Raw genomic sequence first — 25,886 nt, 5'->3', positions numbered from 1 at the left:
GAGCGGTGAGGCCAGCCTATCGGGCGCGGGCCGCACTAAGCTTGAGGCATGACCTCTCGTACCTCCCACACAGTGCTGGTGTTCCTGGATCCGGACTATCAGAACGGCCGGCTCGCCGACCCCGAAAAGCCGCAGCTGATGGCCACTGACCTGGGTGCCACCCGCGGTGACGGGGTATTCGAGTCCATGCTCGCCGTCGCCGGCCACACGCGGAAGATCCAGGCCCACCTGGACCGCCTGGCCCGCTCGGCGCAGGCGCTGGACCTTGAGATTCCGGGGCAGGACGACTGGCGCCGCGCCGTGGAGACGGGCGTCTCGGCGTTCCGTTCCGACAACCCGGCGCCGTCCCCGGAACTGGATGAGGCAGTGGTCAAACTCATCGTCACCCGCGGCATCGAGGGCGCCGCCGCCCCCACCTGCTGGGTGCAGGTCTCCCCCGTGGCCGCGGCAAGCTGGCGCCAGCGCGAGACCGGCATCGACGTCATCCTCCTTGACCGCGGCTACGACAGCGACGCGGCCGAACGTGCCCCGTGGCTGCTGCTCGGCGCGAAGACCCTGTCCTACGCGGTGAACATGGCCGCGCTGCGCCACGCCCACAAGCAGGGCGCGGACGACGTCATCTTCACGTCCTCGGACGGCCGCGTGCTGGAAGGACCCACGTCCACAGTGCTGCTGGCGAACGTGGAGAAGAACGACGCCGGAACACCGGTCAAGCGCCTCGTCACGCCGCAGCTGGACAGCGGCATCCTCCCCGGAACGTCACAGGGTGCCCTGTTCGCCGCCGCCAAGGCGGCCGGCTGGGAACTGGGCTACGGTCCGCTGAAGCCGCAGGACCTGACCGATGCCGACGCAGTCTGGCTGATCTCCAGCATCCGCCTCCTGGCGCCGGTCAACCACATCGACGGCCGTGAAATCGGCACACCGGCGCTGCGCAAGCAGCTGACCGCCGAACTGAACGAACTGTTCGCCGGAATCGATTAGCACCAAGCCTCCGGGGACCGGAGCCACAGCCAGGGGCATTCCCCGCCGGGGGGCGGCAGGGGTATGGTCTGCCTCAGGGAGGCAATCGCATGCGGTATCCAGCGTCATGAACGGGCTCTTGCCCGGCAGGCCGGTATCCCTCTGGACGGCCACGGCCGGCACCACCGGCTACCCCTCCTTGGACAGCGACGTCGACGTTGATGTTGCCGTCATCGGCGGCGGCGTCGCGGGACTGACGGCGGCCCTGGCCCTCAAACGTTCCGGGCAGACTGTGGCGGTGCTCGAGGCCGCCCGGGTGGGGACCGGCGTCACGGGCCACACCACGGGCAAGGTAACCTCGCTGCACCGGCTCGCCTACACGGAACTGGCCAGCAACCACGGTGACTCCACCGCCCACACGTACGGCCAGGCCAACCAGGCAGCGGTGGAGCACATTGCCCGCACTGTCGCGGAGGAAGGCATCGACTGTGGATTCCGCCGGGTCGCCAACTACACCTACGCGGAATCCGAGAGGACCCTGGAACTGGTCCGGGCGGAGGCCGGGCACGCCGCCCGGCTGGGGCTTCCCTCAACTTTCACCACCGACGTGCCGCTCCCGTTCCCGGTCAGGGGCGCGGTGCGCTTCGACGACCAGGCGCAGTTCCATTCCACCCGGTACCTGCAGGGGCTGGCCCGCTCCGTTGACGGCGGCGGGAGCTTCGTGTTCGAGGAATCCCGCGCGTTGTCCTTCCGGGACGGCTCCCCGGCCATCGTCACCACGGAAACCGGCACTGTCCGGGCCCGGGAAGTCATCATGGCCACAAACGTGCCGTTCGGAGACGAAGGACGGTTCGATACACGGTGCTACCTCCACCGGTCCTACATCGTCGCCAGCCGCGCGGAAGGGCCAGCCCCCGACGCCACCTTCATCGGCGCCGACGAACCCATGCGGTCGATCCTGACGGCTGCCATCGACGGTGCCAGCTTCGTGCTCGCCGGAGGCGAGGGCCATAGGGCGTCCGACGGCGGCGATCCCGCCAGCCGGTACGGCCGCCTCGCGGCCTTCGCGCGCGAACAGCTCGGTGCTGGCGAGCCGGCTTTTCGCTGGTCCACGCAGGACGTGATGCCGGTGGACGGGCTGCCGTATGTCGGACTCCTGTCACCCGAGGCCAAGCACGTGCACGTCATCACCGGACTGCGGAAGTGGGGGCTGACAAACGGCACAGCCGCGGCACTGATCCTCACCGACGTGCTCTCCGGCCGCAACAACCCGTGGGCGGCGGTGTTCGACAGCAGCCGGGGCACACCGGCGTCGGGGAATTCGCCGCTTCCAGGCGCCGCCGCTCCCGCCGCTCCCGCCCAGGCAGAGCCGCCTCCACGCGGCCTCACACTCCCGCCGCCGGGGGCGGGTGCAGTCCTGGACCTCGACGGCGGCCCCGCCGCCGTCTACACGGATCCCGGCGGGCAGGTCCGCGCCGTCTCGGCCATCTGCACGCATCTGGGCTGCACCGTAGGCTTCAACGCCGCCGACAAGAGCTGGGACTGCCCCTGCCACGGTTCCCGCTTCGCCCTCGACGGGTCGGTCATACAAGGCCCGGCCACGAAGGACCTGGTCACCCGGAAGTTAGTCGCTCACGGCGGGGAGCCCGGGGCGGGCCAGCCCGAGTAACGAACGGGACCAGTAACGAATTGGCACCGGTCAAAAAAATGCGGGACAAGCCGGTGCCCCGCGTTGTACTCTTCTTCCACGGCCACTGCCCGCGTCCCGCGGCGGTGATGGTACGTGGCCTGGTTCCGGGCTCAGCCGGAATGAGTACGTATAAAGGAATAGCCGATGTCCCGGGATGACAACTCCCTGCACGCATTGACAAACTCATTACCCACGGGCTGGGGGGCCCAGGCAGTGTTGCCGGGGGACATGGGGGAAGTTTCTGTGCGCTGGCAAGCCCACCAGATCATTGCCGAACTGCTCGCCGAGTCAGATCCGGCCACCGAGTGGACCCGCGCGCAACTGCGCGCCCTGTGCGAGGCCCATCCGGATAATCCCGAACACGTGCTGCTCGAGCACCTCACCGTCACCACAGGGCTGGCCAACGCCGAAAACGGCGCCATCCCGGTGGCAGAGCGGCCCCAAGCCGTGGCTGCGCCCGAGCCCGTGCCGTTCACCCGGCGCAGCAGGAACCGGATCGAAGCCATCCTTGCCGACAAGATGCTGATGACCGCGTTCCAGCCGATCCGCCGGCTTCCGGAGGGGCACGTGATCGGAGTCGAGGCCCTGACCCGGTTCGTGAGCGACGACGGTGCCAGCGCGGACCACTGGTTCACTGAGGCAGAATCCGTCGGGCTGGGCACCGACCTTGAACTCGCGGCTCTGCACCGGGCTCTTTCTGCGGCCCAGGCTGTGCCCGACCACATGTTCATCGCCCTGAACCTGACGCCGGCAACGTGCGCGGACCCACGGATCCCGGGGCTGCTGGAGCATTCCCAGCTCGCCCTGGACCGGATGGTCATCGACCTGAACGGTTCGATCCCCCTCGAGCAGTACGCGTCGCTGACGGCCGCCCTCGCTCCGCTGCGGCGCCGCGGGCTGCGGATCGCCGTGAACGGCGCCGAGGCTGGCTTCACGTCCATGGACCAGGTCCTGGAACTTCATCCCGACATCATCAAGCTGGACCGCAGCTTCATCGCGGGCATCGAGGACTCCCCGGGCCAGCGGCTGCGGGCTGCCGCCATGGGTGAACTCGCCCGGTACATCGATGCCGCGCTCGGCGCCCAAGGCGTGGAGACGCCGGAGGAACTGGAGGCCGTGACCGAACTCGGCATGGTTGCCGCGCAGGGTTACCTGCTGGGCAGGCCCTCCGTCCATCCGCTGGACTGGAATGCCTGGATCCGTTCCGAGAGCGAGACGGCTACCAGCGGCACGGCCTCCTGAGTTAGTCCTCCGCTAAATCCGTGGCCAGGCGGATGTGGTTGTCCGCCAGCCATGCCGGGTTGAAGGCCTTGCTCTGGTAGTTGGCGCCCGTGTCCGGGGCGATCGCCACCACCACCGACCCGTGCGGTGCCGCCCTGGCCACCCGGAGCGCCGCCGCCACCGTCAGTCCCGACGACGGCCCGAGGGACAGGCCTTCGTCGTTGAGCAGCCGGTGCAGCGTGGTGTACACCTCGTCGTTCGGAATCCGCAGGAACCGGTCCAGCAGGCCGCGGTCGAAGACCTTCGGCCAGTCGGGCTTGGGCCACGAGTTGCCGACGCCGTCCACCAGGATCTGGCCCGGATGCCCGCCGCTGTACACCGAACCGTAGGGGTCCGCGCCGACCACCTCTACGTGCCCGCCGGACTTCTCCTTGAGGTACCGCCCGTTCCCGGTGATGGTGCCGCCAGTGCCCACGCCCGCGACGAAGTGCGTCACCCGGCCGCCCGATTGCTCCCAGATTTCCGGCGCCGTTCCCTCGTAGTGCGCCCGCGGGTTGGCCCGGTTGTCGAACTGGAGCGGACGCCACGCGCCGGGGATTTCGGCGGTGATCCGGGCCGCGACCGCCCGCGCGTTCTCCGGTGAATCCGAGGGCGCGCTCCAGTCCGTGAACACCACCCGCGCCCCGTACCGGTTCAGGGCCTCCAGCTTTTCGGACGAGATGGAATCACCGGTGACCACCACCACGGGATGGCCGGTCAGCGCCCCGATCAGTGCCAGCCCGATTCCGGTGTTCCCGGAGGTGCTTTCCACGATGGTCCCGCCGGGCTGCAGCTCACCGCTGCTTTCCGCCGCGCGGACCATGCTCAGCGCGGTCCGGTCCTTGATGGAACCGCCCGGGTTCTCCGATTCGAGCTTGACGAAGACTGCGCTTCCCAGGCCGCGGCCCAGCACCTCCAGCGGCACCAGCGGAGTGTTCCCCACGCGTGCCAGCACAGCTTCGGCATCCATGCCCGGATGCACTATCGGCGCCACGTGCCTGGGCTGGTGGCCGCTCCCTGTCAGAGTGGTCATGCTTCTCCTCCCCCATCCTCCGGACTTCCCGGACCGGGTATCTGTAATTCGGGCAGTCCTGCCAGCAAATCCCCCAGCGCGGCACGCGCACGCTCCACCAGTACTGCCGCCGGCAACTGCCCGGCCAGCAGCTCCGACAGCTTCACCACAACCGCGCGGGTGCCGGCTCCGAGCTGCCGGGTTTCGGCCTCCCGCCCGTCCGTGTCCTGTGCCTCCGCCAAAAGGTAGGAAGCCGTCAGCGCCTCGATGGTGAGGAGCTTCGCCGCGGCCTCCACCGAGCGCTCCAGCTGCTGGAGGGCCAGCGGGGCCAGCGTGGAGTGGTCCTCCACGTCCGCGGAAAGGGTGGGCGCTCCGAGCGTGGCTGGTGCCGCCAGGAATTTCAGCTCCGCCAGCAGTCCTGCTGCGGAGTACCAGAGCAGCCCCGGCAGGTCTTCGGACGCGAGCGGCGTGCCGGCCCGGGCCGCCTCGAGGTTGAGCTGCCGGATCAGGCGCTGCGGCGGGTAAAGCTTGGCGATCCGCCGCTCGCTGCTGATTCCCACATGGGCCAGTCCCAGCCGCAGCGCCTCGAACGCGAGGGCGAGCTGCATGGGCTGGAAGTTCCCGCCGGACACCATCCGGCCGGAGGCTATGTCCGCGAGCGGGTTATCGCCCCGGCCGTTGAGCTCCACCTCGAGCGCCTCGGCCAGGGCGGTGACCTGGGCCCGGAACGCTCCGTGGGTCTGCGGCGCCGCGCGAAAGGACAGGGCATCCTGGACGGACACCTGCCGCCGCGGGTCCTCGAGCCAGCCGCCGCGGACCAGGCGCCGGACGTTGGCCGCCGAGACGCGCTGGCCGTCCACCGCCTTGGCCGACTGGACAGCCGGCGAGAACGGGCTGAGGTTCCCGCCGCCGTCGTACCTTGCAGTGGCCTCAAGCGAGAGCGCCAGCGCGGTGTCCGCCAGGTCTGCGAGCCACCGGGCGCGGCGGAGCTCCAGCGCGCCGGCGCCGATTGAATAGGAGTTGGCGCTGACCAGCGCCAGGGCCTCACCGGGAGCGAGGACCAGCGGTTCCAGCCCGGCGGCGGTGAGCGCCTCCGCGCCGTCCTGCAGGCCGCCGCGGGGAGTCAGCGCCTGCCCTTCCCCGATGGCGACGGCGGCAACCGCCGCCAGCTGGGTGAGGTCCGATGAGCCGACGGACCCGTCACGCGGAACCGCCGGCAGCACGCCCCTGTTCAGCAGCTCGGCGTAGAACCGGGCAGTTTCCGGACGCACCCCCGAGCCTCCCCGGGTGAACCCGATGAGCCTGGCCAGGATGAGGGCGCGGATTTGGTCCCGGTCGAGCAGCTCGCCGACGCCGCTGTGGTGGTAGCGCACCACCTGCAGCTGGTAGTCGAGGATGGATTCCTGCTCCACGGCCGTGTCCCGCCCGGAGCCCAGCAGGGTGTTGAGGCCGTAGACCCGGTGGCCGGAAACGATGGTTGCCTGCACCACGTCGCGGGACAAGCCCACGAGCTCGAGGGCCTCAGCACTGAGCACCACCTCCACCGCGGGATCGGTTGCCGCTTCGGCCACGTCGTCGGCGCGGATGTGTGCCGTGCCGATCAGGAACGTGCCGCGCGCATCGGCCCGTGCCATGGCGTTAGAAGTCCAGCAGGTTCCGGCGGAAGCCGCCGTCGCCGTAGCTTGTCCGCAGCAGTCCCCGACGGCGGAGCACCGGTGCCAGCCGGTCCAGCACGCCGTGAATAGTGGCCGGGTCCACGAAGCCGGAGAAGAGGAACCCGTCGCCGCTCACTTCGGCCCCGGTTTCTTCGAGGTAATCCGCGATTTCCTCGGCGGTGCCGATGATGCTGTCACCGGCACCGCCGCTGCGGGCCTGCAGGATCTGCCGCAGGGTGGACCCCGGCGGAGCGGCCTTGGAGAAATGTTCGAGGGTGCCCCGGTTGCTGTTGGTGCTGAGTTCGGGAAGGGGCGCGTCGAGGTCGAACTGCTTGAAGTCGATGACGGAGAGGTAGGAGATCGAGTTGAGCTGGCTGTCGATGTCCCGCTGCGTGAGCTCCCGGCGGGCAGCCCTCAGCTCCTCCGCTTCGGCCGTGGAACCGGTCACGGTGGGTTTGAGGACGAACAGCACCTTGACGTCGTCGGGGTTCCGGCCGGCCCCGGCGGCTTCGGCGCGGATGGAGTCCCGGTAGGCCTTCATGCCGTCCACGCCGCGGGCCAGGGCAATGGCGACATCCGCATTTGCACCGGCGAAGGCCTTGCCCCGCGGGGATGCCCCCGCCTGCACCAGCACCGGTTCCTCCGGCAGGGGCGCCGTGTTCAGCGGTCCCCGGACCTTGAAGAACTCCCCGTCATGGTGGATCGGCCGGACCTTGGTGTGGTCCGCGAAGATTCCTGCCCCTGCGTCCTCCCGGATGGCGTCCGGTTCCCAGCTGCGCCAGAGCTTGCGCACAACGTCCACGAACTCCTCTGCCTTCTCGTAGCGGAGGTCGTGCTCGATCTGCTGGTCCAGCCCGTAGTTCTGCGCGGCAAGGTCACTGCCGGAGGTCACCACGTTCCAGCCCAGCTGCCCGTTGGAGAAGTGCTGCAGCGTGGCCAGCAGCCGGGCGGCGGTGAACGGCGGATAGAAGGACGCGCTGATGGTGGGCACAATGCCCAGGTGTTCCGTGGCGGAGAGCAGATACGGCACCAGTGCCAGCGGATCATGCTTCGGCGCAAAGGACGCCTGCGCCAGCGAAACCTCAGCGCTGCCGCCGTAGGTGTCGGGGACGGTGAGCGAGTCCTCGATGATGAACAGGTCCAGCCCCGCCCGCTCGAACTCCCGGACGGCGTGCTGGTAGGGGGCGGGCTTCTTCCAGTCATAGCCGATTCCGTAGCCGGGCGTGCCCCAGCCCTGGACCCCGAAGCCATGGCCCACAAACCATCCAAAGTGCAGCATGGGAGTCACTGTATTCGGGGTCGAATCATTCACTGTGGCCTGGTTTCATCCGGCGTTACGGCGGTTCATCTCCCGTCATTATCCTCCCGGCCACTGGCTTTGTAACCGCATGCCAGGGTCACTGCCATGACCAGCTGTTGGGTGCGTTACGGAACATGACGACGGCCGCGGTGCGCGCCGCCGTCGTCAGTGTTACGTTTTTGGGGAGTAATGAGTACCGGCATTAAGCCCTGACTGGCCGGTCGGCAACCCTCCTTCCACGGCGGGGTGCCTCAGGTGAATACTCGGCATATCGACCCCTTCGAGCTGCAAGCGTGAGAAAAGGAGATCCGTCGTGTCAGACGCCCCCGCCGTTGCACCGCTGTCATCCCAGCAGGATAAACCTGAGGAAAAGCTGTCCTACCGCCTGATCACTGGGCCGGACGACCGCTCGTTCTGTGAACGCATCTCGGCTGCCCTGAGCGAAGGATACGTCCTGCACGGCAGCCCGGCAGCCACCTTCAACGGCACCAGCGTCATCGTGGCCCAGGCCGTCATCCTGCCAGCCGCCATCGCCACCGCGGATGCCGCCGTCGCCACCGCCGTTGACCGGCTGGACTCCGACGAGGACCTCAGCGAAGAAGCATACGAGGGCCACGCATGAGCTACGCCGGAGACCTCACCCCGCAGGATGCGTGGGCCAAGCTCGAGGACGGTGCCATCCTGGTGGATGTGCGGACCGAGGGCGAATGGGCGCACATCGGCATTCCGGACACCGCGGCCACGGAGAACGATCCGCTCTTCATCCAGTGGACCTTTCCCGGCGGCATTCCCAATCCCGACTTCGTCGAGCAGCTGAAGCAGCAGGCGCCTGAGGACACCCGGGTGGAGCTGCTGTTCCTGTGCCGCTCCGGCCAGCGCTCCATCGCCGCCGCCACCGCTGCCACGCAGGCCGGCTTCACGGCCTACAACGTCCTCGAAGGTTTCGAGGGCGAGCCCGACCGCTACGGTGAGCGCACCGTGAACGGATGGAAGAACCGCGGACTGCCGACGAACCTGGGAAAGAACTAAGTTGACCTTTAATCACGACGCCGCCGGCTGGAGCCCCGATACCCAGGCCGTCCGCGGCGGGCTGGACCGCACCAATTTCCAAGAGACCACCGAACCGGTCTTCCTGAACTCCGGGTTCGTCTATGAGTCGGCCGCGGCCGCGGAGCGCGCCTTCACCGGCGAGGACGAACGCTTCGTCTACTCGCGCTACGGCAACCCTTCAGTGGCCACCTTCCAGGAGCGGCTCCGCCTGCTCGAAGGCACCGAGGCGTGCTTTGCGACGGCGTCCGGCATGGCTGCCGTTTTCACCGCCCTGGGTGCCCTGCTCGGCGCCGGAGACCGTGTGGTCGCCAGCCGTTCCTTGTTCGGCTCCTGCTTCGTGATCCTCAACGAGATCCTGCCGCGCTGGGGTGTGGAGACCGTATTCGTGGACGGTCCGGACCTCGAGCAATGGCGCACTGCCCTCTCGGTGCCCACCACGGCGGTCTTCTTCGAATCCCCGTCCAATCCCATGCAGGAAATCGTGGACATCGCTGCGGTCAGCGAACTCGCCCACGCCGCCGGCGCCAAGGTGGTGGCGGACAACGTCTTCGCCACCCCGCTGCTGCAGCGCTGCGGGGACCTCGGGGCGGACGTGATCGTCTACTCCGGCACCAAGCACATCGACGGCCAGGGCCGCGTGATGGGCGGGGCCATCCTGGGCACCAAGGAATTCATCGACGGCCCAGTCAAGCAGCTCATGCGCCATACCGGGCCGGCGCTCTCCTCCTTCAATGCCTGGGTCCTCACCAAGGGCCTGGAGACCATGTCGCTGCGCGTGAACCACTCCTCCGCCACGGCGCTGCGCCTGGCCGAATGGCTGGAAACCCAGCCTGCCGTCAGCTGGGTCAAGTACCCGCTGCTCAAGTCGCACCCGCAGTTCGAGCTGGCGGCCAGGCAGATGAAGGCCGGCGGCACCGTCCTCACGCTGGAACTTGCGACGACGGCAGGCCAGTCAGGCAAGGAAGCCGCCTTTGCGCTGCTGGACGCCCTGAAGATCATCGACATCTCCAACAACCTGGGCGATGCCAAGTCGCTGATCACCCACCCCGCCACCACGACGCACCGGGCCATGGGTCCTGAAGGACGTGCAGCGATCGGGCTCAGTGACGGTGTGGTGCGGCTGTCCGTCGGCCTCGAGGACGCCGATGACCTCATCGCGGACCTGGAGCAGGCGCTCAAGCAGATCTGACCTCTCCGCCCTTCGGGGCCGCCTGTTTCTTACCTCCAATGGCAGGCTGTGAACGTGCGTTGCGCTGCGCGTCCCTTCGTTTCGGGCATCCTTGAGAACGGCACGCCCGCACGGTTTAGTGGATGGACGGGCAGGGTTTACCCAGGGTTTACATGGATGGTCTTGTAGGGTCCATGTGCGCTGGGCAGACTCTAAGAACACCGATGGGCCGATGAAACCCCTATCGGTTCAGCACCCCACCCAAGGACAGACGCAGCGATGCGTTCGGGGCCGCGGCCGCGACGACGCTGCGTGCAGCCTCCCTGACCGGAAGGACCGCCATGGCCGGAGTATTTGAAGTATTTGTTGATGCAGAGTCCCAGTTCCGGTTCCGGCTGAAGGCCCCCGATGGAACCGTGCTGGCCATCTCCGCTCCCTTCGAGGACAAGCGTGCGGCTGCGGCCGGGATCGCCAACGTCCGCGAATGCGCAGGAACGGGGCTCATCACGGACCTCTCCCCGGCCGCATCCCAGGTGACAGCCGGCGCTGTGCAGGAGCCGGCCCCCGCCCGCGCATCAGCCCCCAAACAGGCGCCTCTCCCGGCACGGGCCGACCACCGCCGGCAGGGATTCGGCGCGAAGCGCACGCCGTCGGATGCCACCGGTTCGCCGCTCCGCCGTCCGGCGGCAGCGCCGACCCGGTGGACCGGGGCGGCGTAACAGGCACCTGGCCGGTTTTACTTAGGTAAGGCTTAACTAATATCCTCTTCCGGTGACCACGCAGCTTGATTTCGCGCGGGTGCCCTTCGCCGCCGATCTCGCAGGCCATGGGGACAGGCCCGCAATTCAGACCGACGATTTCACTCTCACCTACCGGGAACTGGCCGGCAGGGTCGATGCCCTCGCGCTCCGCCTGGGCACCCAGCGGCGCCTGGTGGCACTGGCCGCGGCGAACGACGTCGACTCGCTGGTGGCCTACCTCGCCGCCCTGGTTGGCGGCCACCCGCTGATCCTGCTTCCGGAAGACAAGCCGGCGGCGCTCGAGTCGCTGGTGGCCGCGTACGACCCCGATGTGGTGCTGCGCTCCGCGAACGGACAAACGCTGTTCGAGGAACGCAGGGCAGGCACCGCGCACGAACTCCATCCGGACCTGGCGCTTCTGCTCAGCACTTCCGGTTCCACCGGCTCGCCGAAGCTGGTGCGCCTGTCCGCCGCCAATCTGCAAGCCAACGCGGAGTCGATTGCCGAGTACCTGGGCATCGGCCCGGAAGACCGCGCCGCCACCACCCTGCCGATGTCCTATTGCTACGGGCTGTCCGTGATCAACAGCCACCTGCTTCGCGGTGCGGGCCTGGTGCTCACCGATCTGTCAGTAGTTGATCTGTGCTTCTGGGAGCTTTTCCGCACCGCCGGCGCGACGTCCTTCGCGGCGGTGCCCTACACCTTCGAACTGCTGGAGCGGGTGGGCTTTGCCGGGATGGACCTTCCCCGCCTGCGGTATGTCACCCAGGCCGGCGGCCGGCTCGCCCCCGAACGCGTGCAAAGCTACGCCGAACTCGGCCGCCGGAAGGGCTGGGAACTGTTCGTCATGTACGGCCAGACGGAGGCCACCGCCCGGATGGCGTACCTTCCGCCCAGGCTGGCCGCCGGGCACCCCGGCGCCATCGGCATCCCCGTGCCGGGCGGCGCCTTCCGCATCGAGCCGGTAGCCGGCCTCGAGCACGGCGAACTCGTTTACACCGGCCCCAACGTCATGCTCGGCTATGCGGAGACTCCGGAGGATCTCGGCGCCGGCCGCATGGTCCACGAACTCCGTACCGGGGATCTGGCCAGGAAGCACCCGTCCGGCGTCTACGAGGTGGTGGGGCGGCGCAGCCGGTTCGTCAAAATCGTCGGCCTCCGGGTTGACCTCGGCCAGGTGGAGCGGATCCTGGCCGACCTGGGGGTTGAAGCGGCGAGCGCAGGCACGGACCAGGGCCTCGTCGTCGCGGTCGAGGGGGACCACGACACTCATCTGCTGGCCAAAGTCCTGTCGCAGGGCATCGGTCTGCCCCGTGCGGCCCTGGAGCTGCACGGCGTCGGGCATCTCCCCCGCCTGGCCACCGGCAAGGTGGACTACCCGGCGGTCCTGGCGCTTTCAAAACGGGCGCTGCCGGAAGCCTCGGCACACGGCCCGGGTTCCGCCGTCGGGCCCGGCAGCGGACCGGACGACGTGCGGCGGATCTTCCGCGACACCCTGGAGCGCACCGACATCGGCGATGGCGACACGTTCGTCTCGCTCGGCGGCGACTCGCTGTCCTACGTGGCAACGTCCGTCCGCCTGGAGCAGCTGCTGGGCCACCTCCCGGCGGACTGGCACGTCACGCCGGTCCGCGTCCTGGAGCAGCGCGCGGGGAAGAAGCCTGCCGGGAAGATGCGGCGGTTCTTTGCCCCGCTCGAAACCAGCATCGTGCTCAGGGCCGTGGCCATTGTGCTCATCGTGGGCACCCACGTGGGGCTGATGAAATGGCCGGGAATGGCCCATGTGCTCATGGCGGTTGCCGGGTACAACTTCGCCCGCTTCCAGCTCACCGGGGAGCGGCTTCCCCGGTTCAGGCGCCAACTCAGCAGCCTGGCACGCGTGGCGGTGCCCAGCATGGCCTTCATCGGAGTGGCCTACCTGATCACCGACCGGTACACCCTGGCCAATGTCCTGCTACTGAATTCGATCGTTGGCCCCGAAGCCGTGACCACGCAGTGGCACTTCTGGTTCATCGAGGTGCTGGTCTACATTCTCCTGGCCATGACGGCCCTGCTGGCCATACCTTGGGCGGACCGGGCGGAGCGGCGGTTCCCCCTGCTTTTTCCGCTTGCCCTCACCGGTCTGGCGCTGCTCTCGCGCTATGACATCGTTGATCCCGGCATCCCCCACCCGTCGCCCACCCTGTGGCTGTTTGCCCTGGGCTGGGCCGTTGCCCGGACCCGGACCTGGGTCCAGCGGTGTGCGGTATCGATCCTCGCCGTCCTCACTGTCCCCGGATACTTCTTCGGAGACAACCACCGCGAGCTGACGCTCGTTGCCGGAATCCTGGTGCTCACGTGGCTGCCCACCATCCCCGTACCCAGGGGGCTGCAGCGGCTGGCGGTCCTGCTGGCCAGCGCCTCCCTCTACGCATACCTCGTGCACTGGCTGGTCTACCCGCTGCTGGTTGCCGTCAGCCCGGCACTTGCTGTGGCCGCATCGCTGGCGGCCGGGGTGGCCTACTGGGCAGTGTGCACGCGCGTCATGGGGCTGGTGGGCCGGACCAGCCGGGCCACGCTTCGCCGCCGGTTCGGCCGGGCCGGGGTCCGCTGCTCCTGAACAGATGGCCCTCAGACTGTCTGCAGCTCGCGGGAGGCCACGGCTGAGACCAGCATGGAGCCGGCCGCGGTGACGGGGTCGATCACGGGAAGCGCGTCGAAGATTCCTGTCGGCAGCAGGAAGGCTTCCGGCGTCTCCACGCTTTCGGGGCCGTCGATCAGGAGCATCCTGTCGCCGAGGGCATCAGAAATGGAGCCTGGTACCGAGTGCTTGAGGCCCAGTACACCCGCCCTGCCGCCGAAGGCGAGGGCCGCCGCCGCAGCCGCGGAACCGGCACCGATCACGGGGATATCCAGCAGGGCACGCGCCTCCGGCAGCCCGGGATCGGCAGCGCAGCTGATGACCAGCGCGTCGACGTCCGGCGCCATCTCCAGCGCCAGTTCAACCACCTTCGGCGCCGCGCGCCGCAGCGAGTCAGCGTCGTGGACTCCGGACGGCTGGTCCGGAATGCACCGCGACGTGACATCGAAGCCGAAGGTGTCGCGGAGCAGCTTGCCGTGCGAGTTGAGCAGCCGCCTGTCCGTGGTGGTCAAAGCCCTGATGATTCCTACGCGCATGGTCCGTTCCTTCCCCGGGCGGTTCTTGTGATGTCACACTAACCAGCCGACATTTCAGGCGGATTACCACGCGCGAACTGGCAGGTAATGCCTTCAAACGCGCGTTTTGAGGGCATTACCTGCCTGTTCGCGCTCCAGGGATGAGGCTTGAGTGTTCCTTCGCGCCTGGGGGTGACGGTCAGCGCTGGCGGACGCGCAGTAGTTCGGGGGCTTCCTCGTTGTCGGGACCGACATACCCCTCGCCCTTGTGGGTGGCCCGCACGGCGTGTGCGACGACGGCGCCCAGCCCGCCGTCGTCGGGCTCTGTTTTGTCCAGCACCGCCTGACGGACCGTGCGCTGCTCAGCGGCGCCGGTGCCACGCGCGAAGATCTCCTCGATTCCCCGCCGGGCCAGGTCCAGCTCCCCGTTCTCGGCCAGCACCGGTTCCAGGTAGTCGACCAGCGAACGGACCACGTCCTCGGCGGGCGCCGGCCGGAAGCTGCCGAAGTCCAGCAGCTCACCGCGCAGGCCGAAGTTGCTGGCCTGCCATGCCGCCATGCGCAGCAGCACCGTGGGCACGGGCGCCGGATCCACACCCTCGCGCCATTCCCGGCAGGCCGATTCCACGAGCGCACGGACCAGGACGGCGATCAGCGCTGCATCCTCGGCGCGGAGGCAGACATCGGCCACCCGCACCTCCACGGTGGGATGGTTCCGGGAGAGCCGCGCGTCGAAGTAGATCATGCCCTCGTCCAGCACCACGCCGCTGTCCAGCAGCCGGGTCACCACGCGGCGGTAGGAGGACAGGCTGCCGTAGATGGCGGACGGGCCCGACGACGGCCAGCGGTTCCACGCCTGCGTCCGGTAGCTCTCGAAGCCGGTCTCCAGGCCGTTCCAGAACGGGGAGTTGGCGCTGAGCGCGATCAGGACGGCCAGCTTGTCCCGGATCCTGTCCAGCACGGCCACGCCTTCGTCCGGGGATTCGATGTAGGTGTGGACGTGGAATCCGCAGGTGAGCTGTTCCTGGGCGGTCAGGCCGAACCGTTCCAGCATCCTGGCGTAGCGCGGATCCGGCGTCGTGTGGCTGGACAGGGCCAGCGGTGAGGTGGCCAGGGCGGCGATCCGCGCGCCGTGGACCTGTGCGGCGTCATCCGCCAGTGCGCGTCCGGCGCGGATCTGGCGCAGCAGTTCCGCGTGCTCGAGGCAGGGGCGTGTCTGCGTCTCGATCTGCTCAAGCTTGAGTTCGGCGCTCAAGCCCATCTCGTCGTCGTCGCACTTGGTTTCGGCCTTTTTCTTCACCAGCCGGGGCTTGCCCGGAGCGTCGTCGGCGGCGAGTTTGCGGCCCGCCAACAGGGCATCGGCGAGCGCCAGCGGTTCCCCGCTGCCCGGATCAACGATCAGGAGCTCTTCCTCCACGCCAAAAGTCCGCATGCCTACATTGTGCGCCAGGCCAGCGAAAACGTCCCCGACATGACGAAGCGCGAACGTACACTTGTGGCCCTAAACCGGGTGGTTAAAGGGGCCCCAAGTGTACGTTCGCGCTGGAGGAGGGGTCAGTCCTGGAAGTACTCGATCTTGGCACCGATGGTGTTGAGCCGCTCGGCCAGGTCCTCGTACCCGCGCTCAATGACGTAGATGTTGCGCAGCTCGGACACGCCGCGGGCCGCCAGCATGGCCAGCAGCAGGCACGCGGCGGGGCGCAGCGCGGGCGGGCAGCCCACCTCCGCGGCGCGCCAGCGCGTGGGGCCATTGACGTAGATCCTGTGCGGGTCCAGCAGCTGGATCCGGGCACCCAGCTTGTTCAGCTCCGTCAGGTAGATGGCGCGGTTCTCGTAGACCCAGTCATGGATCATGGTCTGGCCCTCGGCGTTACCGGCGATCACCGCGAAGAACGGCAGGTTGTCGATGTTCAGCCCCGGGAAGGGCATCGGGTGGATCTTGTCCTCCGGTGCGCGCAGCTCGGAGGGCTTGGTGGTCACGTCCACCAGCCGGGTGCGCCCGTTGCGGGCGGTGTACTCGCCGGAGACCTCCAGCTGCTGGCCCATCTGCTCCAGCGTGGCCAGCTCGATCTCCATGAACTCGATGGGCACGCGGCGGATGGTCACCTCGGAGTTGGTGACGATGCCGGCCGTGATAAGGCTCATCGCCTCGATCGGGTCTTCCGAAGGGAAGTATTCGATGTCGACGTCGATGGTCGGCTTGCCGGTGATCTTCAGCGTGGTGGTCCCCGACGCCGTCGATCTCCACGCCCAGCCGCTGCAGGTAGAAGCAGAGGTCCTGGACCATGTAATTGGGGCTGGCGTTGCGGATGACCGTGGTGCCGCAGCGGTGGGCGGCGGCCATGATGGCATTTTCGGTCACGGTGTCGCCGCGCTCGGTCAGCACAAAGGACCGGTCGAGGTCGTCGGTGGGCGGTGCCTGCACGGAGTAGAAGCCTGAGCTGGCCTCCACGGACAGGCCGAACTGCCGCAGCGCCTGCATGTGCGGCTCCACGGTGCGGATGCCCAGATCGCAGCCGCCGGCGTAGGGCAGCCGGTATTCATCGGTCTCATCAAGCAGCGGGCCCAGCAGCATGATCACGCTCCGGGTGCGGCGTGCGGCCTCGGCGTCCATGGACTCGAGATCAAGATCGGCAGGGCGGCGGAGCTGGAGGTCGTTGTCGTTGAGCCAGGTGCATTCGACGCCGATGCTGCTCAGGACCTCCACGATGCGGTTGACTTCCTCGATGCGGGCCAGCCGGCGCAGCGTGGTGGTCCCGCGGTTGATGAGGCTGGCGCAGAGCAGGGCGACCCCGGCGTTCTTGCTGGTGTTGACATCAACGGAACCGGAGAGCGTCCGGCCGCCTTCCACGCGGAGGTGGGTCATCTGCGATTTGCCGAGCTGGACGATGCTGCGGCCGAAGATCGTTTCCAGCCGCTGGATCATTTTCAGGCTCAGGTTCTGTTTGCCCTGTTCCATCCGGGCCACGGCGCTCTGGCTGGTGCCGAGTTCCGCGGCCAGCTGGCCCTGGGTCCACCCCTTCTGCCCGCGGGCATCGCGGAGCAGGAGGCCGACGTGTTCAGCGGTCTGTTGAGTCATGCACAAAAATATATCAGCTATGAGTTATTCCGTCGCCTTTGACGCGACCGAATCGGGTTACTGCGGCTTGACATACCCGTTACATGCATAAATTTTCCGTAACGGACGGGAGTGGTGTGACAGAATCCGTCTCGGCATCCGCGGCCCCGGTCAAGCCCCGGCGCACGCCTTGACCCCAAAGCACATTCGGGAGCAAGCTAGCGGTACCTGTTGCGGCCGCGAGGGAACGGGAGGCCGCCGTGTCCATTTTCAGCTCCGCTGTCCTGACCAGGAGGCGCCCGGAAGGGCGCCGGGCTTCAGCGCTGCTGTCCTTCATCGTCGCAACCGCCGTCGGATTTATCCCGGGACCAAGGCTCGACGACGGCGCGCCGCCGGCATCTGGATCAGAAGTCACCCAGGCGTCCCCCGGGGCTTCCGCCGGTCCCGGCGGCGCAGCGCAGGCGCAAACGCGCGCAACCCGGCAACCACCGCAGCAGGCAACCCGGCAACCCCCGCAGCAGCCGTCAGGGTCCGACGAGGATGCACCGGCAGGCAACGACGTTTCCTGGCCGCAGTGCAGCGACGACCTGCCTGACGATCCCGCGTTCGCCATTGTCGGGGTCAACAACGGGCTGGCGAACACCACGAACCCGTGCCTCCACGAGCAGCTTGACTGGGCGGATGGTTCCCCAGGCGGGACCGGGCAGCCACGCCTGGCGCTCTACGTGAACACGGCCAATCCCGGGCTGCGCGGCACCTGGTGGCCGACGAACAACGAGTACGGCGGCGAGACCGTCTCCAACCCCTACGGCACGTGCCAGGGGCAGGAAGACGCGGCGTGCGCCTACATGTACGGCTACGCCAAGGCCTTCGACGACGCCTACCTGCGCACCATCCCCGAACCTGAGACGTACCTCTGGTGGCTGGACGTGGAGACGGGCAACAGCTGGTCAGGCGACAGGAACGCGAACCGGGCTGACCTCGAAGGCATGGCGGACTTCTTCCACAGCATCGGTGCCAGGGTGGGCATCTACTCCTCCGCCCGGCAGTGGGGACAGATCGTCGGCGAGGTGGGGTCGGCCAGCAGCCTCTACTCCCTGCCAAGCTGGCTCGCCGGGGCGCACAGCGCCGCCGAGGCCAAGGACATGTGTTCCGCGGCGCCCCTCACCGCCGGAAGCAAGGTGGTCCTCACGCAGTTCGTGGCCGACGGTTTCGACCACGACCACTCCTGCATCTGAGGTCAACGGCTGGCTTTACCCAGGTTTGCTCCGCGCAGGCGGAGCAGGAAGCAGGTGGAGCAGGACGCAGGCGGAGCAGGACGCAGGCGGAGCAGGACGCAGGCGGAGCAGGACGCAGGCGGAGCAGGACGCAGGCGGAGCAGGACGCAGGCGGAGCAGAGGGAGCCGGCAGTGAACGAGGCCCGGATGGAGCGGCCAGCCCGGCCATAGCCTCCTAGGAGCCCTCCAGCCACACCATGTGCCACGTGCCGGCCCACAGCGCGGCGGCAACGGCACCGGCGGCGATGAGGACTCCGCCCAGCACCACCCAGATGTCCAGCACGCTGTAGGTGGATACACGCGCCCAGGTCCGGCTGGCACCACCGAAACCGCGGGCCTCCATGGTCACCGCCAGCCGGGTGGCACGGCGGATGGCCTGGACCATGAGGCCGAAGCTCTGCCCCAGGGTGGCCCGCATGCGCTGCCACGGGTTGCCGCGCGATCCCACGCCGCGGGCTCGCCGGGCCATGCCGATGGTTTGCCATTCCTCTGCCATCAGCCCGACCAGCCGCATCGCGGCCAGGGTACCCAGCACAAAACGGTGCGGCAGCCGGGCCTTCTGGGCCAGGGCGTCCGCCAGGTCGGTGGGATCGGTGCAGCTCATCAGCAGCACCGCGGGCAGGGCGATGGCCAGGCCCCGGAGCAGAAAAGCCAGCCCCAGCTGAAGGGAACCTTCGCTCATGGACCAGAGTCCGACGTCGAGCAGTATCCTTCCGCTGTCCGGCGCCAGGATGGAGGTGCTCCAGCCGCCCACGGCGGCAGCCAGGATCAGCGGCCAGCCGCGCTGCCAGAGCAGCGAAAACGTGAGCCCGGCCAGCGGAAAGACCAGCAGCTCGCAGGCGAGGGCCACGGAGGCGGACATCCAGTCGATGGACAGCGCCAGTGCCAAAGTGACGAGGAAGACCGCGGCGAACTTGGCCAGCGGATTGGCTCGGGTCAGCACCGCCCGGTTTCCGGCGAGTGTCAGCGCTTCCCTCATGTCGCCGCCTGTTCTGGTGTCGGCTCAATGGCTCGCGGCTCGGGCCGGCCCCTGGAGCCCAGCCGGAGCTCGGTGCCGCCGAGCACATGGGTGAACTCCTCGTCGTGCGTCACGGACACCACGGCAGTGCCGGCGTCGAGCAGTTCGGAAAGGAACGAGGCAAGCTCCGCCCAGGTGTTGGCGTCCTGGCCGAACGTGGGCTCGTCCAGGACCAGCACCTGCGGGTGCGCGGCCAGGACCGTGGCCACCGACAACCGGCGCTTCTCACCGCCGGACAGGGTGTAGGGGTTGGCGTCCACCAGGTGCGTGAGGCGCAGGCGCTCCAGGAGTTCGTCGACGCGCTCCTCGCCGTGGCCCAGGTGGCGTGGGCCGAACTGCAGCTCGTCCAGGACGCGGCCGGTGACGAACTGGTGCTCGGGCTCCTGGAACACGGTGCCGATCCGTGAGATCAGGTGCTCGGCCTTCCACTTGTACGGGTCGATCCCGGCGCCGCCGCTCAGCTCAACGGTCGCGGAGACCTTGCCGTCCACCGGCGGCAGCAGCCCGGCGAGGGTCAGCGCAAAGGTGGACTTGCCGGCGCCGTTGGGACCTGTGACCGTCAGCGCCTCCCCCGCCCGGACCTGTGCCGTGACGTCGCGCAGCACGGGCTCCGGAGGTACGGAGCGGAAGCCGCGGCGCCGGGGACGTTCCCGCGACACCGCGAGCTTTTCGGCCGCGAGCAGCAGCTGGCCGCTATTGGTGTTGGATGCGGCGGCCGCGGTGCGGTGCCGGGTTTCGGGAACGTAGCCCGGGACCCAGACGCCGGCGGCGGTGAGCATCCCGCGGGCCTGTTCGAGGACCTCGTCCGGCGTGCCGTCGATCAGCACCGCGCCGTTCGCCGCCGACCCCGGCTGCAGAACCACAATGCGGTCCACCAGGTCTTTCCAGGCAGCAACCCGGTGCTCCACCACCACCAGGGTGGCCCCGGTCTTGTCGAGGCAGCGGCCCACGGCGTCCCGGACCTCCAGGACACCGGCGGGATCGAGGTTCGCGGTCGGCTCGTCCAACAGAATCAGTCCCGGCCTCATCGCCAGGATCCCGGCGAGCGCCAGGCGCTGCTTCTGGCCGCCGGACAGGGCCGACGTCGGGTGGTTCAGCGGCAGGTGAGCGAGTCCGACGTCGTCCAGTGCCTCGTGCACGCGGCGCCAGATCTCCTCGCGGGGGACTGAGAGGTTTTCGGCGCCGAAGGCGACGTCGTCGCCCAGACGGGAAAGCACCACCTGGGTTTCCGGGTCCTGCTGCATGAGTCCGGCACGGCCGCGCTGCGCGCGCGGCGGTGCGCCGTCGATGAGCAGCTCACCGCTTTCGTCGGCGTCGTCGGGGTCCGGCGCCGCGGTGCCCCGTGGACCGCCGTCATCCGCCGGACCGCCGCCGGAGTCGCTGTCCCCCAGTACGCCGGCCAAGGCGTGAAGCAGCGTGGATTTGCCGGCCCCGGAAGGGCCCAGCAGCATGACCCGTTCACCGGGTCGGATGTCCAGGTCCAGGGCGTGGACGGCCGGCCCGGTCCGGCCGGCGTGGCGCCAGCCCCAGCCGCGGGCGTGTACCGCGGCGGGGCGGACGCCGCCGTCGTGATGTGCGGGCATCAGGAGAAGACAGGCTCCGTGGCTGCCTTGCGGGACGCGAAGGAGCTCAGTACGCCCGTCCTGGGAAGGAGCTCAGTACGCCCGTCCTGGCCAGGCCGCGGGTGGCGATCCAGGACAGGGCACCGGCGATGACCGCGCCGGAGATGGCGCAGAACAGGATGTACGCGAGCTTGTCTCCCGCGGTGTAGGCGATGTTCCAGCCCCACGGTGCGAAGGAGTCGTTGAGGCCGCAGAACAGGCCGGCGCCGGCACCCGCAAGCAGCGAGGCCGGGAGGTTGAACTTGCGGTACAGCAGGGCGGCGAACACGAGCTCCGCACCCAGGCCCTGGAGGACGCCGGAAATCAGCACCGTGGTGCCGTACTGGGAGCCCATGATGAGCTCGCCGGTGGCCGCGACCGTTTCGCAGAACAGGGCGGCGCCGGGCTTGCGGATAATAAGCATGCCCAGGACCGCCGGGATCATCCAGCCGCCGGCGTACAGGCCGCTGAGCGGCGGGTAGACGGCGTTGACGGGAGTGGAGATGAGGTTGGCGCCCTGGGACCAGGCCCAGAAGATGACGCCGCCGGCAACGGCGATGAGCGCCGCCACCACGATGTCAGCCACGCGCCAGTTATAGCTGGTCTTCTTGATTGCTGCAGTTGTCATGATGGTCCTCCTGAGGAACAGGAGGGGAAAGCGTTCCCCGGCTGCAGGTGGCGGGGCCACTGCTGCCGGGCGCTCTGAGAACTCGACTCCCTTGCGCCGGTACTAGCCGGATCAGGTTCGAGGGTCTGCGGCTGTCCGCACTCTCAGCGCCCATCCGCGGCTGCTCTGGCATTTGCCTTTGCATCCCGACGGCGGCGCTCCCCTGTCGTGATAAATCTGCCCTTGTGGGCTGGTCCAGTTTACACCTCGGCGGCCCCGGAATCCCGGGGCCGCCGTCACAATCCGGGAGTCTTCCTGCGCGGCCGGGACAGCCGCCCGGAGTACATTGGGGCCATGACGCTACAGGACTCCGGCAGCGCTGCCCTGCCCGCCTTTGACCCCGATTCCGCCGAGGAGCAGCCAGCGGGATCCCTGCAAGCCCTGATCGGTCAGATCGAGGGTGAAATCGCCGAACTGCAGTTCCCGAGGTTCAGCAAGGACGACGCCCTGGCGCTCGGCCTGGAACTGGTTGAACGCGGCAAGGAGGACAACCTCCCCATTGCCATCGACATCACCAAGGGTGAACAGGTCCTCTTCCACGTGGCGCTCGAGGGTGCCACCCCGGACAACGAGGGCTGGGTGCGGGCCAAGCAGCGCACTGCCGTGCGCTATGAGGAGCCGTCGCTGCTGGTGGGCCTGCGCGGCAGGGCCGGCGGCGGACGGATCGAGGACAACGCCTGGTTCGACCAGTCCATCTACGCCGCCCACGGCGGGGCTTTCCCCATCTATGTTCGGGACGTGGGAGCGGTGGCCGTGGTCACGGTGTCCGGGCTGCCCCAAAAGGCGGACCATGACCTCGTGGTGCAGGCGTTGCGGGAAATCCACGGGTCCATGGGTCATGGCTAGCGTTTCATGCCGATAGGCTAGGCAGAGACCAGTGTTCATCACGCGAGGAGTTCCGGAATGAGTTTCTTGATCAAGCTGCTTGGCACGGGCATCAGCCTGCTGGCAGGATTCGCCGGCACCAAGGCCGTCGATACCATCTGGGAAAAGGTCACCGGGCAGAAGCCGCCTAAGGGTGACAAGGACGATGTCCCCACCACGATGCGCACAGCCCTGACGTTCGCCCTCATCTCCGCGTCCGTGAGCGCGGTCATCCAGGTGCTGGCCAACCGCGGCACGCAGCGGGCCATCACCCGCTTCGCGAAGACCCAGGACATCGTCTAGGCGCTGCGGCCCCTCGAATAGGGTGGGGCTGTGACTGCTGGCTTCGCCGGCCCGTTGGGTTTTTCCAAGCCCGGCAGCCCAATCTATAGACGTTCTGAACCGGCAGTGCTGATGACCTCGGCCGGACTCACAACAGCCGGACCCGGCGCCGCAGATCCGCGGAGCCGGGTCCGGCCATGTCAGCAGCTCCGCAACTGTGTTCCTTGCGCCGCGTGTGGTTACCGGACCCCCACCGATCTCCTGCGGCACACGATAGATCCAAGGTTTTTCCAACCCAAAATCCGAACGTTTTTCCAACCCGTGCCGCTTTTAGTGGATGCCATCAGCGTCTTTTCGAGGAGACAAAAATGGTATTCACCCCACATTTCCTGTCGGTCCAGCAACTGACCCCACGGCATCGGGCCCAGCACCCCGCATCCCGGCGCCGCGGAATTGCCGCCCTGACCGCCGTTCTTCTGGCCGCGACTGGCGCGGGAACCTCGCTGGCCGCCACCCAGGTAACCCAGACCAACACGACCAAGCTGACCGCCGTCGGCCCTGTCAACACCGAGTACGGTTTCCCGTCCTGGTACGAAGACAGCAACAAGACCCGCCTCGAGCTCTGCCTGGACGCGGAAAACCCGCTCTGCGGCTTCCTGCCCGGCGACATTCCGGACGAGACCGCACCCATTTCCTTCCCGGACAACTTCCCGGAAGAGGCGTTCTACATGCTCGCCAGCTCCGAACTGACCCTTCCCGGCGGTGGCCGCGCCGTCCTGGTCCTTGGCCTGGAAGCAGCTTTCGCCAACACGGTCACCCAAGGCGACCAGATCGTCTTCGGCCGGCAGCGCATCGTGGTCAAGGGCGGACCCGCCAACGCCACCCTGACATTCCAGCACCCCTACGGCACCATCACCATCGACACCGACGGCACCGGCGGAGGCAAGCTCGTCGAGGACATCTCCCCCGCCGTCGGCAACTTCTCCACGGCGCTCAAGAGCAACATCGGGCCGTTCCTGAAGTGGGACCCGGCCACCGCCCCGGCGGCGCCCGAAGGCTACCTCGGCGACCCGGGCCAGGACCACACCGTCACCGGCAGCCCGTTCGGCTACAACAAATTCTCCGTTAACGGCGGCGGTCTGTCCCTGGAAACGGACCAGTTCACCGTCCAGGGCAAGATCTCCACCAACCAGGGCGTCAACGGCGACAGCGCCGTCGTGAACGGCAACATGATCGACGTGTTCGCCAGCAGCGGCAACGGCGCCCAGCTCCAGGTGGACGGCCAGGCCGGCGTTTTCGAGACCACCCCCATGCTCAGCGATCCCGACACTGGCCGGTACTACGCCCGTGTCCAGTTCACCGGAACCGCCCCCTCCACCGTGAAGATCACCAACATCGGCGACAAGCCCGCCAGCAGCAGCCAGATCAACGTCACCAAACCCAGCGGCGTCATGGTCACCAAGGCCCTCTACGACGGAACCAACCTGACCGTCGGCGCCATTTCCACCGTCGGCTACCCGCTGACCGTCACCGGCCTGGGAACCCTTGAGGCACCGGCCACCGCGGGAACGCCGGCCGAAAAGACCTTCGCTGTCAAGGCTCCCCCGGCCAGCGTCACCGTGAAAACCGGGGACGGCGGTACCGCTTCACTGCCCGTGACAGTCTCCGGCGGCGCGGCGTCCGCGACGGGCCTGCCCGCCGTCACTCCGGCCCCGGATCCAGGCCCCGTCGTCGACACCGGCAGCGGCTCCGTCCCCGGCGCAACGCAGCCGGCGACGGCGGTAGCCACCGCCGCGTCGACCTCCATCACCCGCGGCGGAACCGTCCAGCTGGACGGCAGTGCCTCCACCGGCGCCGCCAGCTACAAGTGGCTCCAGGTCAGCGGACCCGCCGTCAGCTTCTCCAGCGACACGGCCGCCAAACCCACCATCACCGTCCCGTTCTACGCCAAAACCGCGGACACGGCACCGTTGACCGCCAAGTCCAACGATCCCATCCAGCTCCAGCTGATCGTCACGGACGCCAACGGCATCGGCAGTGCTCCCGCGACCGTGAACCTGACGGTCCAGACGGACACCGTCACCGTCGCCGGCTCTCGGCACCGGCTCGGCACCGAGCTCCGGATCACGGGCACCTCAGCGCTGGCCGGCAACACCGCCGTCCTGACCCCGGCCACCACCGTGGTCATCTACGACACCACACCCGGCCGGGCGGTCTCCAAGATCGGCACCGCCCAGGTGGACACCCTCGGCGCCTGGTCCTACCGGGCCAAACCGGGACCGAACCGGCAGATCACCAGCGTCCTGGTCCAGTCCAGCCGCGGCGGCACCGCCACCGGGGTAGTGGCGACCCGCTAGATCCAGCCATCAAGCCAGTACCGGGGTCCTGTCTGTTCAGCAGACGGGGCCCCGGCCCTTTAAGCCCGCCCCTTTTTAGTCAGTCCCCTTTTAGTCAGTCCTCGACCCACTCGAGCAGGTCGCCGGGCTGGCAGCCGAGCACTTTGCACATCGCCTCCAGCGTGCTGAAGCGCACGGCCTTGGCCCGCCCGTTCTTCAGCACGGCAACGTTGGCCGGCGTCAGGCCAATCCGGTCCGCGAACTCCCCCACGCTCATCTTGCGTTTGGCCAGTTCGACGTCGATGCGCACCACGATGGGCATCAGATCACGGCTTCCATGTCGGTCCGCAGTGCCGTGGCCTGCCGCAGCAGAGCGCGCATCACCACCATGAGCAGTCCGATGACGGCGCCCCCGACCAGCATCAGCATCAGCATCATCGGCACTCCGGGATCGTCGGCGTTCAGCACGATGAAGAGGAAGAGGCCGGCGAGCAGGACCCAGGCAGTGAGCACCGCCCATACGATCGCGTCCACCCAGGCCAGGGCTGCCTTGCTGAAGATGCGGTCCCGTTTGACCATGGTGAGGAGTTTCCAGGTGCTCACGATCACCACCTGCACGCAGGCCACCTCCACCACGGCGAAGACGGTCAGCGGCCACTGCAGAGGCGCATCGGCGGGATTCTCCTGCGCCATGTGGGCAAACTGCCCGGGCAAGGACAGGGTCTGGAACACCAGCAGCAGGGCGAAGGCCATGACCAGCAGGATCCGGAGCGCGGTTACCGCCAGGTTTGTCTTGTGCATAGATCGAGTATC

The 25,886-nt window shown here is 68.1% G+C and carries 21 protein-coding genes, 2 pseudogenes and 2 riboswitches; of the genes and pseudogenes, 12 read left to right on the top strand and 11 right to left on the bottom strand.

Features of this window, described 5'->3' with window-relative positions:
- Positions 1 to 48: 48 nt before the first annotated feature.
- The 3 genes from ABIE00_RS00270 (at position 49) to ABIE00_RS00260 (ending at position 3,892) form a co-directional block, all read left to right on the top strand.
- On the top strand, positions 49 to 981 hold the full coding sequence (locus ABIE00_RS00270) for an aminodeoxychorismate lyase (protein WP_354255232.1): 933 nt from the start codon (positions 49 to 51) through the stop codon (positions 979 to 981).
- 106 nt (positions 982 to 1,087) lie between these two features.
- On the top strand, positions 1,088 to 2,629 hold the full coding sequence (locus tag ABIE00_RS00265; RefSeq protein ID WP_354255229.1) for an FAD-dependent oxidoreductase: 1,542 nt from the start codon (positions 1,088 to 1,090) through the stop codon (positions 2,627 to 2,629).
- A gap of 264 nt (positions 2,630 to 2,893) precedes the next feature.
- Complete coding sequence (locus ABIE00_RS00260; RefSeq protein ID WP_354255226.1) at positions 2,894 to 3,892, top strand: EAL domain-containing protein; 999 nt, start codon at positions 2,894 to 2,896, stop codon at positions 3,890 to 3,892.
- Between the two features lies 1 nt (position 3,893).
- Here the strand turns inward: ABIE00_RS00260 and ABIE00_RS00255 are convergent, their stop codons facing one another.
- Genes ABIE00_RS00255 through ABIE00_RS00245 form a run of 3 tightly spaced genes read right to left on the bottom strand, consistent with a single transcriptional unit; the run spans position 3,894 to position 7,856 of the window.
- Entirely contained in the window at positions 3,894 to 4,943 is a 1,050-nt protein-coding gene (locus ABIE00_RS00255; protein WP_354255223.1) for a PLP-dependent cysteine synthase family protein, read from the bottom strand.
- Entirely contained in the window at positions 4,940 to 6,556 is a 1,617-nt protein-coding gene (locus ABIE00_RS00250) for an aromatic amino acid ammonia-lyase (protein ID WP_354255220.1), read from the bottom strand. The genes ABIE00_RS00255 and ABIE00_RS00250 overlap by 4 nt, the downstream gene beginning before the upstream one ends.
- Before the next feature lie 4 nt (positions 6,557 to 6,560).
- Positions 6,561 to 7,856, bottom strand: a complete 1,296-nt coding sequence (locus ABIE00_RS00245; RefSeq protein WP_354255218.1) for an NtaA/DmoA family FMN-dependent monooxygenase — start codon at positions 7,854 to 7,856, stop codon at positions 6,561 to 6,563.
- A 206-nt stretch (positions 7,857 to 8,062) separates the two neighbouring features.
- A riboswitch (SAM riboswitch) is annotated at positions 8,063 to 8,177 on the top strand.
- Positions 8,178 to 8,190: 13 nt separating this feature from the next.
- Here ABIE00_RS00245 and ABIE00_RS00240 point away from each other — a divergent pair.
- From ABIE00_RS00240 to ABIE00_RS00220, 5 genes are all read left to right on the top strand, one after another.
- Positions 8,191 to 8,499 carry a DUF1737 domain-containing protein gene (locus ABIE00_RS00240; protein WP_354255215.1) on the top strand — a complete coding sequence of 103 codons (309 nt, stop codon included), beginning with the start codon at positions 8,191 to 8,193 and terminating at the stop codon, positions 8,497 to 8,499.
- On the top strand, positions 8,496 to 8,906 hold the full coding sequence (locus ABIE00_RS00235; protein ID WP_354255213.1) for a rhodanese-like domain-containing protein: 411 nt from the start codon (positions 8,496 to 8,498) through the stop codon (positions 8,904 to 8,906). Before ABIE00_RS00240 ends, ABIE00_RS00235 begins: the two co-directional genes overlap by 4 nt.
- 1 nt (position 8,907) lies before the next feature.
- Entirely contained in the window at positions 8,908 to 10,116 is a 1,209-nt protein-coding gene (locus ABIE00_RS00230; RefSeq protein ID WP_354255210.1) for an O-succinylhomoserine sulfhydrylase, read from the top strand.
- A 320-nt stretch (positions 10,117 to 10,436) separates the two neighbouring features.
- Positions 10,437 to 10,814 (top strand): YegP family protein, encoded by a 378-nt coding sequence (locus tag ABIE00_RS00225; RefSeq protein WP_354255207.1) that lies wholly within the window; start codon positions 10,437 to 10,439, stop codon positions 10,812 to 10,814.
- 52 nt (positions 10,815 to 10,866) lie between these two features.
- The gene (locus ABIE00_RS00220) at positions 10,867 to 13,434 is read left to right on the top strand and encodes an AMP-binding protein (RefSeq protein WP_354255204.1); all 2,568 of its coding nucleotides are present in this window, start codon (positions 10,867 to 10,869) and stop codon (positions 13,432 to 13,434) included.
- An 11-nt stretch (positions 13,435 to 13,445) separates the two neighbouring features.
- On the opposite strand, the gene ABIE00_RS00215 is transcribed toward ABIE00_RS00220, so the two are convergent.
- The 3 genes and pseudogenes from ABIE00_RS00215 to ABIE00_RS00205 all read right to left on the bottom strand — a co-directional run bounded on the left by ABIE00_RS00215 (position 13,446) and on the right by ABIE00_RS00205 (position 17,049).
- On the bottom strand, positions 13,446 to 13,991 hold the full coding sequence (locus ABIE00_RS00215) for an aspartate/glutamate racemase family protein (RefSeq protein WP_354255201.1): 546 nt from the start codon (positions 13,989 to 13,991) through the stop codon (positions 13,446 to 13,448).
- A gap of 178 nt (positions 13,992 to 14,169) precedes the next feature.
- Positions 14,170 to 15,402 (bottom strand): glutamate--cysteine ligase 2, encoded by a 1,233-nt coding sequence (locus ABIE00_RS00210; protein ID WP_354255198.1) that lies wholly within the window; start codon positions 15,400 to 15,402, stop codon positions 14,170 to 14,172.
- 122 nt (positions 15,403 to 15,524) lie between these two features.
- Positions 15,525 to 17,049: pseudogene (locus ABIE00_RS00205) on the bottom strand (UDP-N-acetylglucosamine 1-carboxyvinyltransferase).
- 239 nt (positions 17,050 to 17,288) lie between these two features.
- Here ABIE00_RS00205 and ABIE00_RS00200 point away from each other — a divergent pair.
- Positions 17,289 to 18,266 (top strand): glycoside hydrolase family 25 domain-containing protein, encoded by a 978-nt coding sequence (locus tag ABIE00_RS00200; protein ID WP_354255195.1) that lies wholly within the window; start codon positions 17,289 to 17,291, stop codon positions 18,264 to 18,266.
- A 214-nt stretch (positions 18,267 to 18,480) separates the two neighbouring features.
- On the opposite strand, the gene ABIE00_RS00195 is transcribed toward ABIE00_RS00200, so the two are convergent.
- The 3 genes and pseudogenes from ABIE00_RS00195 to ABIE00_RS00185 form a co-directional block, all read right to left on the bottom strand.
- Complete coding sequence (locus ABIE00_RS00195; RefSeq protein ID WP_354255191.1) at positions 18,481 to 19,284, bottom strand: energy-coupling factor transporter transmembrane component T family protein; 804 nt, start codon at positions 19,282 to 19,284, stop codon at positions 18,481 to 18,483.
- The gene (locus ABIE00_RS00190) at positions 19,281 to 20,906 is read right to left on the bottom strand and encodes an ABC transporter ATP-binding protein (RefSeq protein ID WP_354255188.1); all 1,626 of its coding nucleotides are present in this window, start codon (positions 20,904 to 20,906) and stop codon (positions 19,281 to 19,283) included. The genes ABIE00_RS00195 and ABIE00_RS00190 overlap by 4 nt, the downstream gene beginning before the upstream one ends.
- Positions 20,906 to 21,552 (bottom strand): annotated as a pseudogene (locus tag ABIE00_RS00185) (ECF transporter S component). The gene ABIE00_RS00190 and the pseudogene ABIE00_RS00185 overlap by 1 nt, the downstream one beginning before the upstream one ends.
- A 70-nt stretch (positions 21,553 to 21,622) precedes the next feature.
- Positions 21,623 to 21,766: riboswitch (TPP riboswitch) on the bottom strand.
- A gap of 119 nt (positions 21,767 to 21,885) precedes the next feature.
- On the opposite strand from ABIE00_RS00185, the gene ABIE00_RS00180 reads away from it, so the two are divergent.
- The 3 genes from ABIE00_RS00180 (at position 21,886) to ABIE00_RS00170 (ending at position 25,094) form a co-directional block, all read left to right on the top strand.
- A complete protein-coding gene (locus ABIE00_RS00180) occupies positions 21,886 to 22,437 on the top strand; it encodes a heme-degrading domain-containing protein (protein WP_354255185.1) in 552 nt (183 codons plus the stop codon).
- A gap of 57 nt (positions 22,438 to 22,494) precedes the next feature.
- Positions 22,495 to 22,758, top strand: coding sequence for a DUF4235 domain-containing protein (locus ABIE00_RS00175; RefSeq protein WP_354255182.1), 264 nt, complete (start codon positions 22,495 to 22,497; stop codon positions 22,756 to 22,758).
- A 347-nt stretch (positions 22,759 to 23,105) separates the two neighbouring features.
- Positions 23,106 to 25,094, top strand: a complete 1,989-nt coding sequence (locus ABIE00_RS00170) for a hypothetical protein (RefSeq protein ID WP_354255179.1) — start codon at positions 23,106 to 23,108, stop codon at positions 25,092 to 25,094.
- Positions 25,095 to 25,188: 94 nt separating this feature from the next.
- Here ABIE00_RS00170 and ABIE00_RS00165 read toward each other — a convergent pair whose 3' ends face one another.
- Together ABIE00_RS00165 and ABIE00_RS00160 are read right to left on the bottom strand one after the other, a co-directional pair.
- Positions 25,189 to 25,395 carry a helix-turn-helix domain-containing protein gene (locus ABIE00_RS00165; RefSeq protein ID WP_331574471.1) on the bottom strand — a complete coding sequence of 69 codons (207 nt, stop codon included), beginning with the start codon at positions 25,393 to 25,395 and terminating at the stop codon, positions 25,189 to 25,191.
- Positions 25,395 to 25,874, bottom strand: coding sequence for a DUF2975 domain-containing protein (locus tag ABIE00_RS00160; RefSeq protein ID WP_354255177.1), 480 nt, complete (start codon positions 25,872 to 25,874; stop codon positions 25,395 to 25,397). The genes ABIE00_RS00165 and ABIE00_RS00160 overlap by 1 nt, the downstream gene beginning before the upstream one ends.
- Positions 25,875 to 25,886 lie beyond the last annotated feature (12 nt).

The sequence above is a fragment of the Arthrobacter sp. OAP107 genome (genome assembly GCF_040546765.1).
In the GTDB taxonomy this organism is placed as follows: Bacteria; Actinomycetota; Actinomycetes; order Actinomycetales; family Micrococcaceae; genus Arthrobacter.
The sequence above is the reverse complement of the archived record's forward strand: the minus strand, read 5'-3'. Positions and strand labels throughout refer to the sequence as shown.

Coding starts and splice junctions, on each gene's coding strand:
- ABIE00_RS00270 (WP_354255232.1), top strand. CDS start 49: ATGACCTCTCGTACCTCCCACACAGTGCTGGTGTTCCTGGATCCGGAC.
- ABIE00_RS00265 (WP_354255229.1), top strand. CDS start 1,088: ATGAACGGGCTCTTGCCCGGCAGGCCGGTATCCCTCTGGACGGCCACG.
- ABIE00_RS00255 (WP_354255223.1), bottom strand. CDS start 4,943: ATGACCACTCTGACAGGGAGCGGCCACCAGCCCAGGCACGTGGCGCCG.
- ABIE00_RS00250 (WP_354255220.1), bottom strand. CDS start 6,556: ATGGCACGGGCCGATGCGCGCGGCACGTTCCTGATCGGCACGGCACAC.
- ABIE00_RS00245 (WP_354255218.1), bottom strand. CDS start 7,856: ATGCTGCACTTTGGATGGTTTGTGGGCCATGGCTTCGGGGTCCAGGGC.
- ABIE00_RS00235 (WP_354255213.1), top strand. CDS start 8,496: ATGAGCTACGCCGGAGACCTCACCCCGCAGGATGCGTGGGCCAAGCTC.
- ABIE00_RS00225 (WP_354255207.1), top strand. CDS start 10,437: ATGGCCGGAGTATTTGAAGTATTTGTTGATGCAGAGTCCCAGTTCCGG.
- ABIE00_RS00215 (WP_354255201.1), bottom strand. CDS start 13,991: ATGCGCGTAGGAATCATCAGGGCTTTGACCACCACGGACAGGCGGCTG.
- ABIE00_RS00210 (WP_354255198.1), bottom strand. CDS start 15,402: ATGCGGACTTTTGGCGTGGAGGAAGAGCTCCTGATCGTTGATCCGGGC.
- ABIE00_RS00195 (WP_354255191.1), bottom strand. CDS start 19,284: ATGAGGGAAGCGCTGACACTCGCCGGAAACCGGGCGGTGCTGACCCGA.
- ABIE00_RS00190 (WP_354255188.1), bottom strand. CDS start 20,906: ATGCCCGCACATCACGACGGCGGCGTCCGCCCCGCCGCGGTACACGCC.
- ABIE00_RS00180 (WP_354255185.1), top strand. CDS start 21,886: ATGACGCTACAGGACTCCGGCAGCGCTGCCCTGCCCGCCTTTGACCCC.
- ABIE00_RS00175 (WP_354255182.1), top strand. CDS start 22,495: ATGAGTTTCTTGATCAAGCTGCTTGGCACGGGCATCAGCCTGCTGGCA.
- ABIE00_RS00170 (WP_354255179.1), top strand. CDS start 23,106: ATGGTATTCACCCCACATTTCCTGTCGGTCCAGCAACTGACCCCACGG.
- ABIE00_RS00165 (WP_331574471.1), bottom strand. CDS start 25,395: ATGCCCATCGTGGTGCGCATCGACGTCGAACTGGCCAAACGCAAGATG.
- ABIE00_RS00160 (WP_354255177.1), bottom strand. CDS start 25,874: ATGCACAAGACAAACCTGGCGGTAACCGCGCTCCGGATCCTGCTGGTC.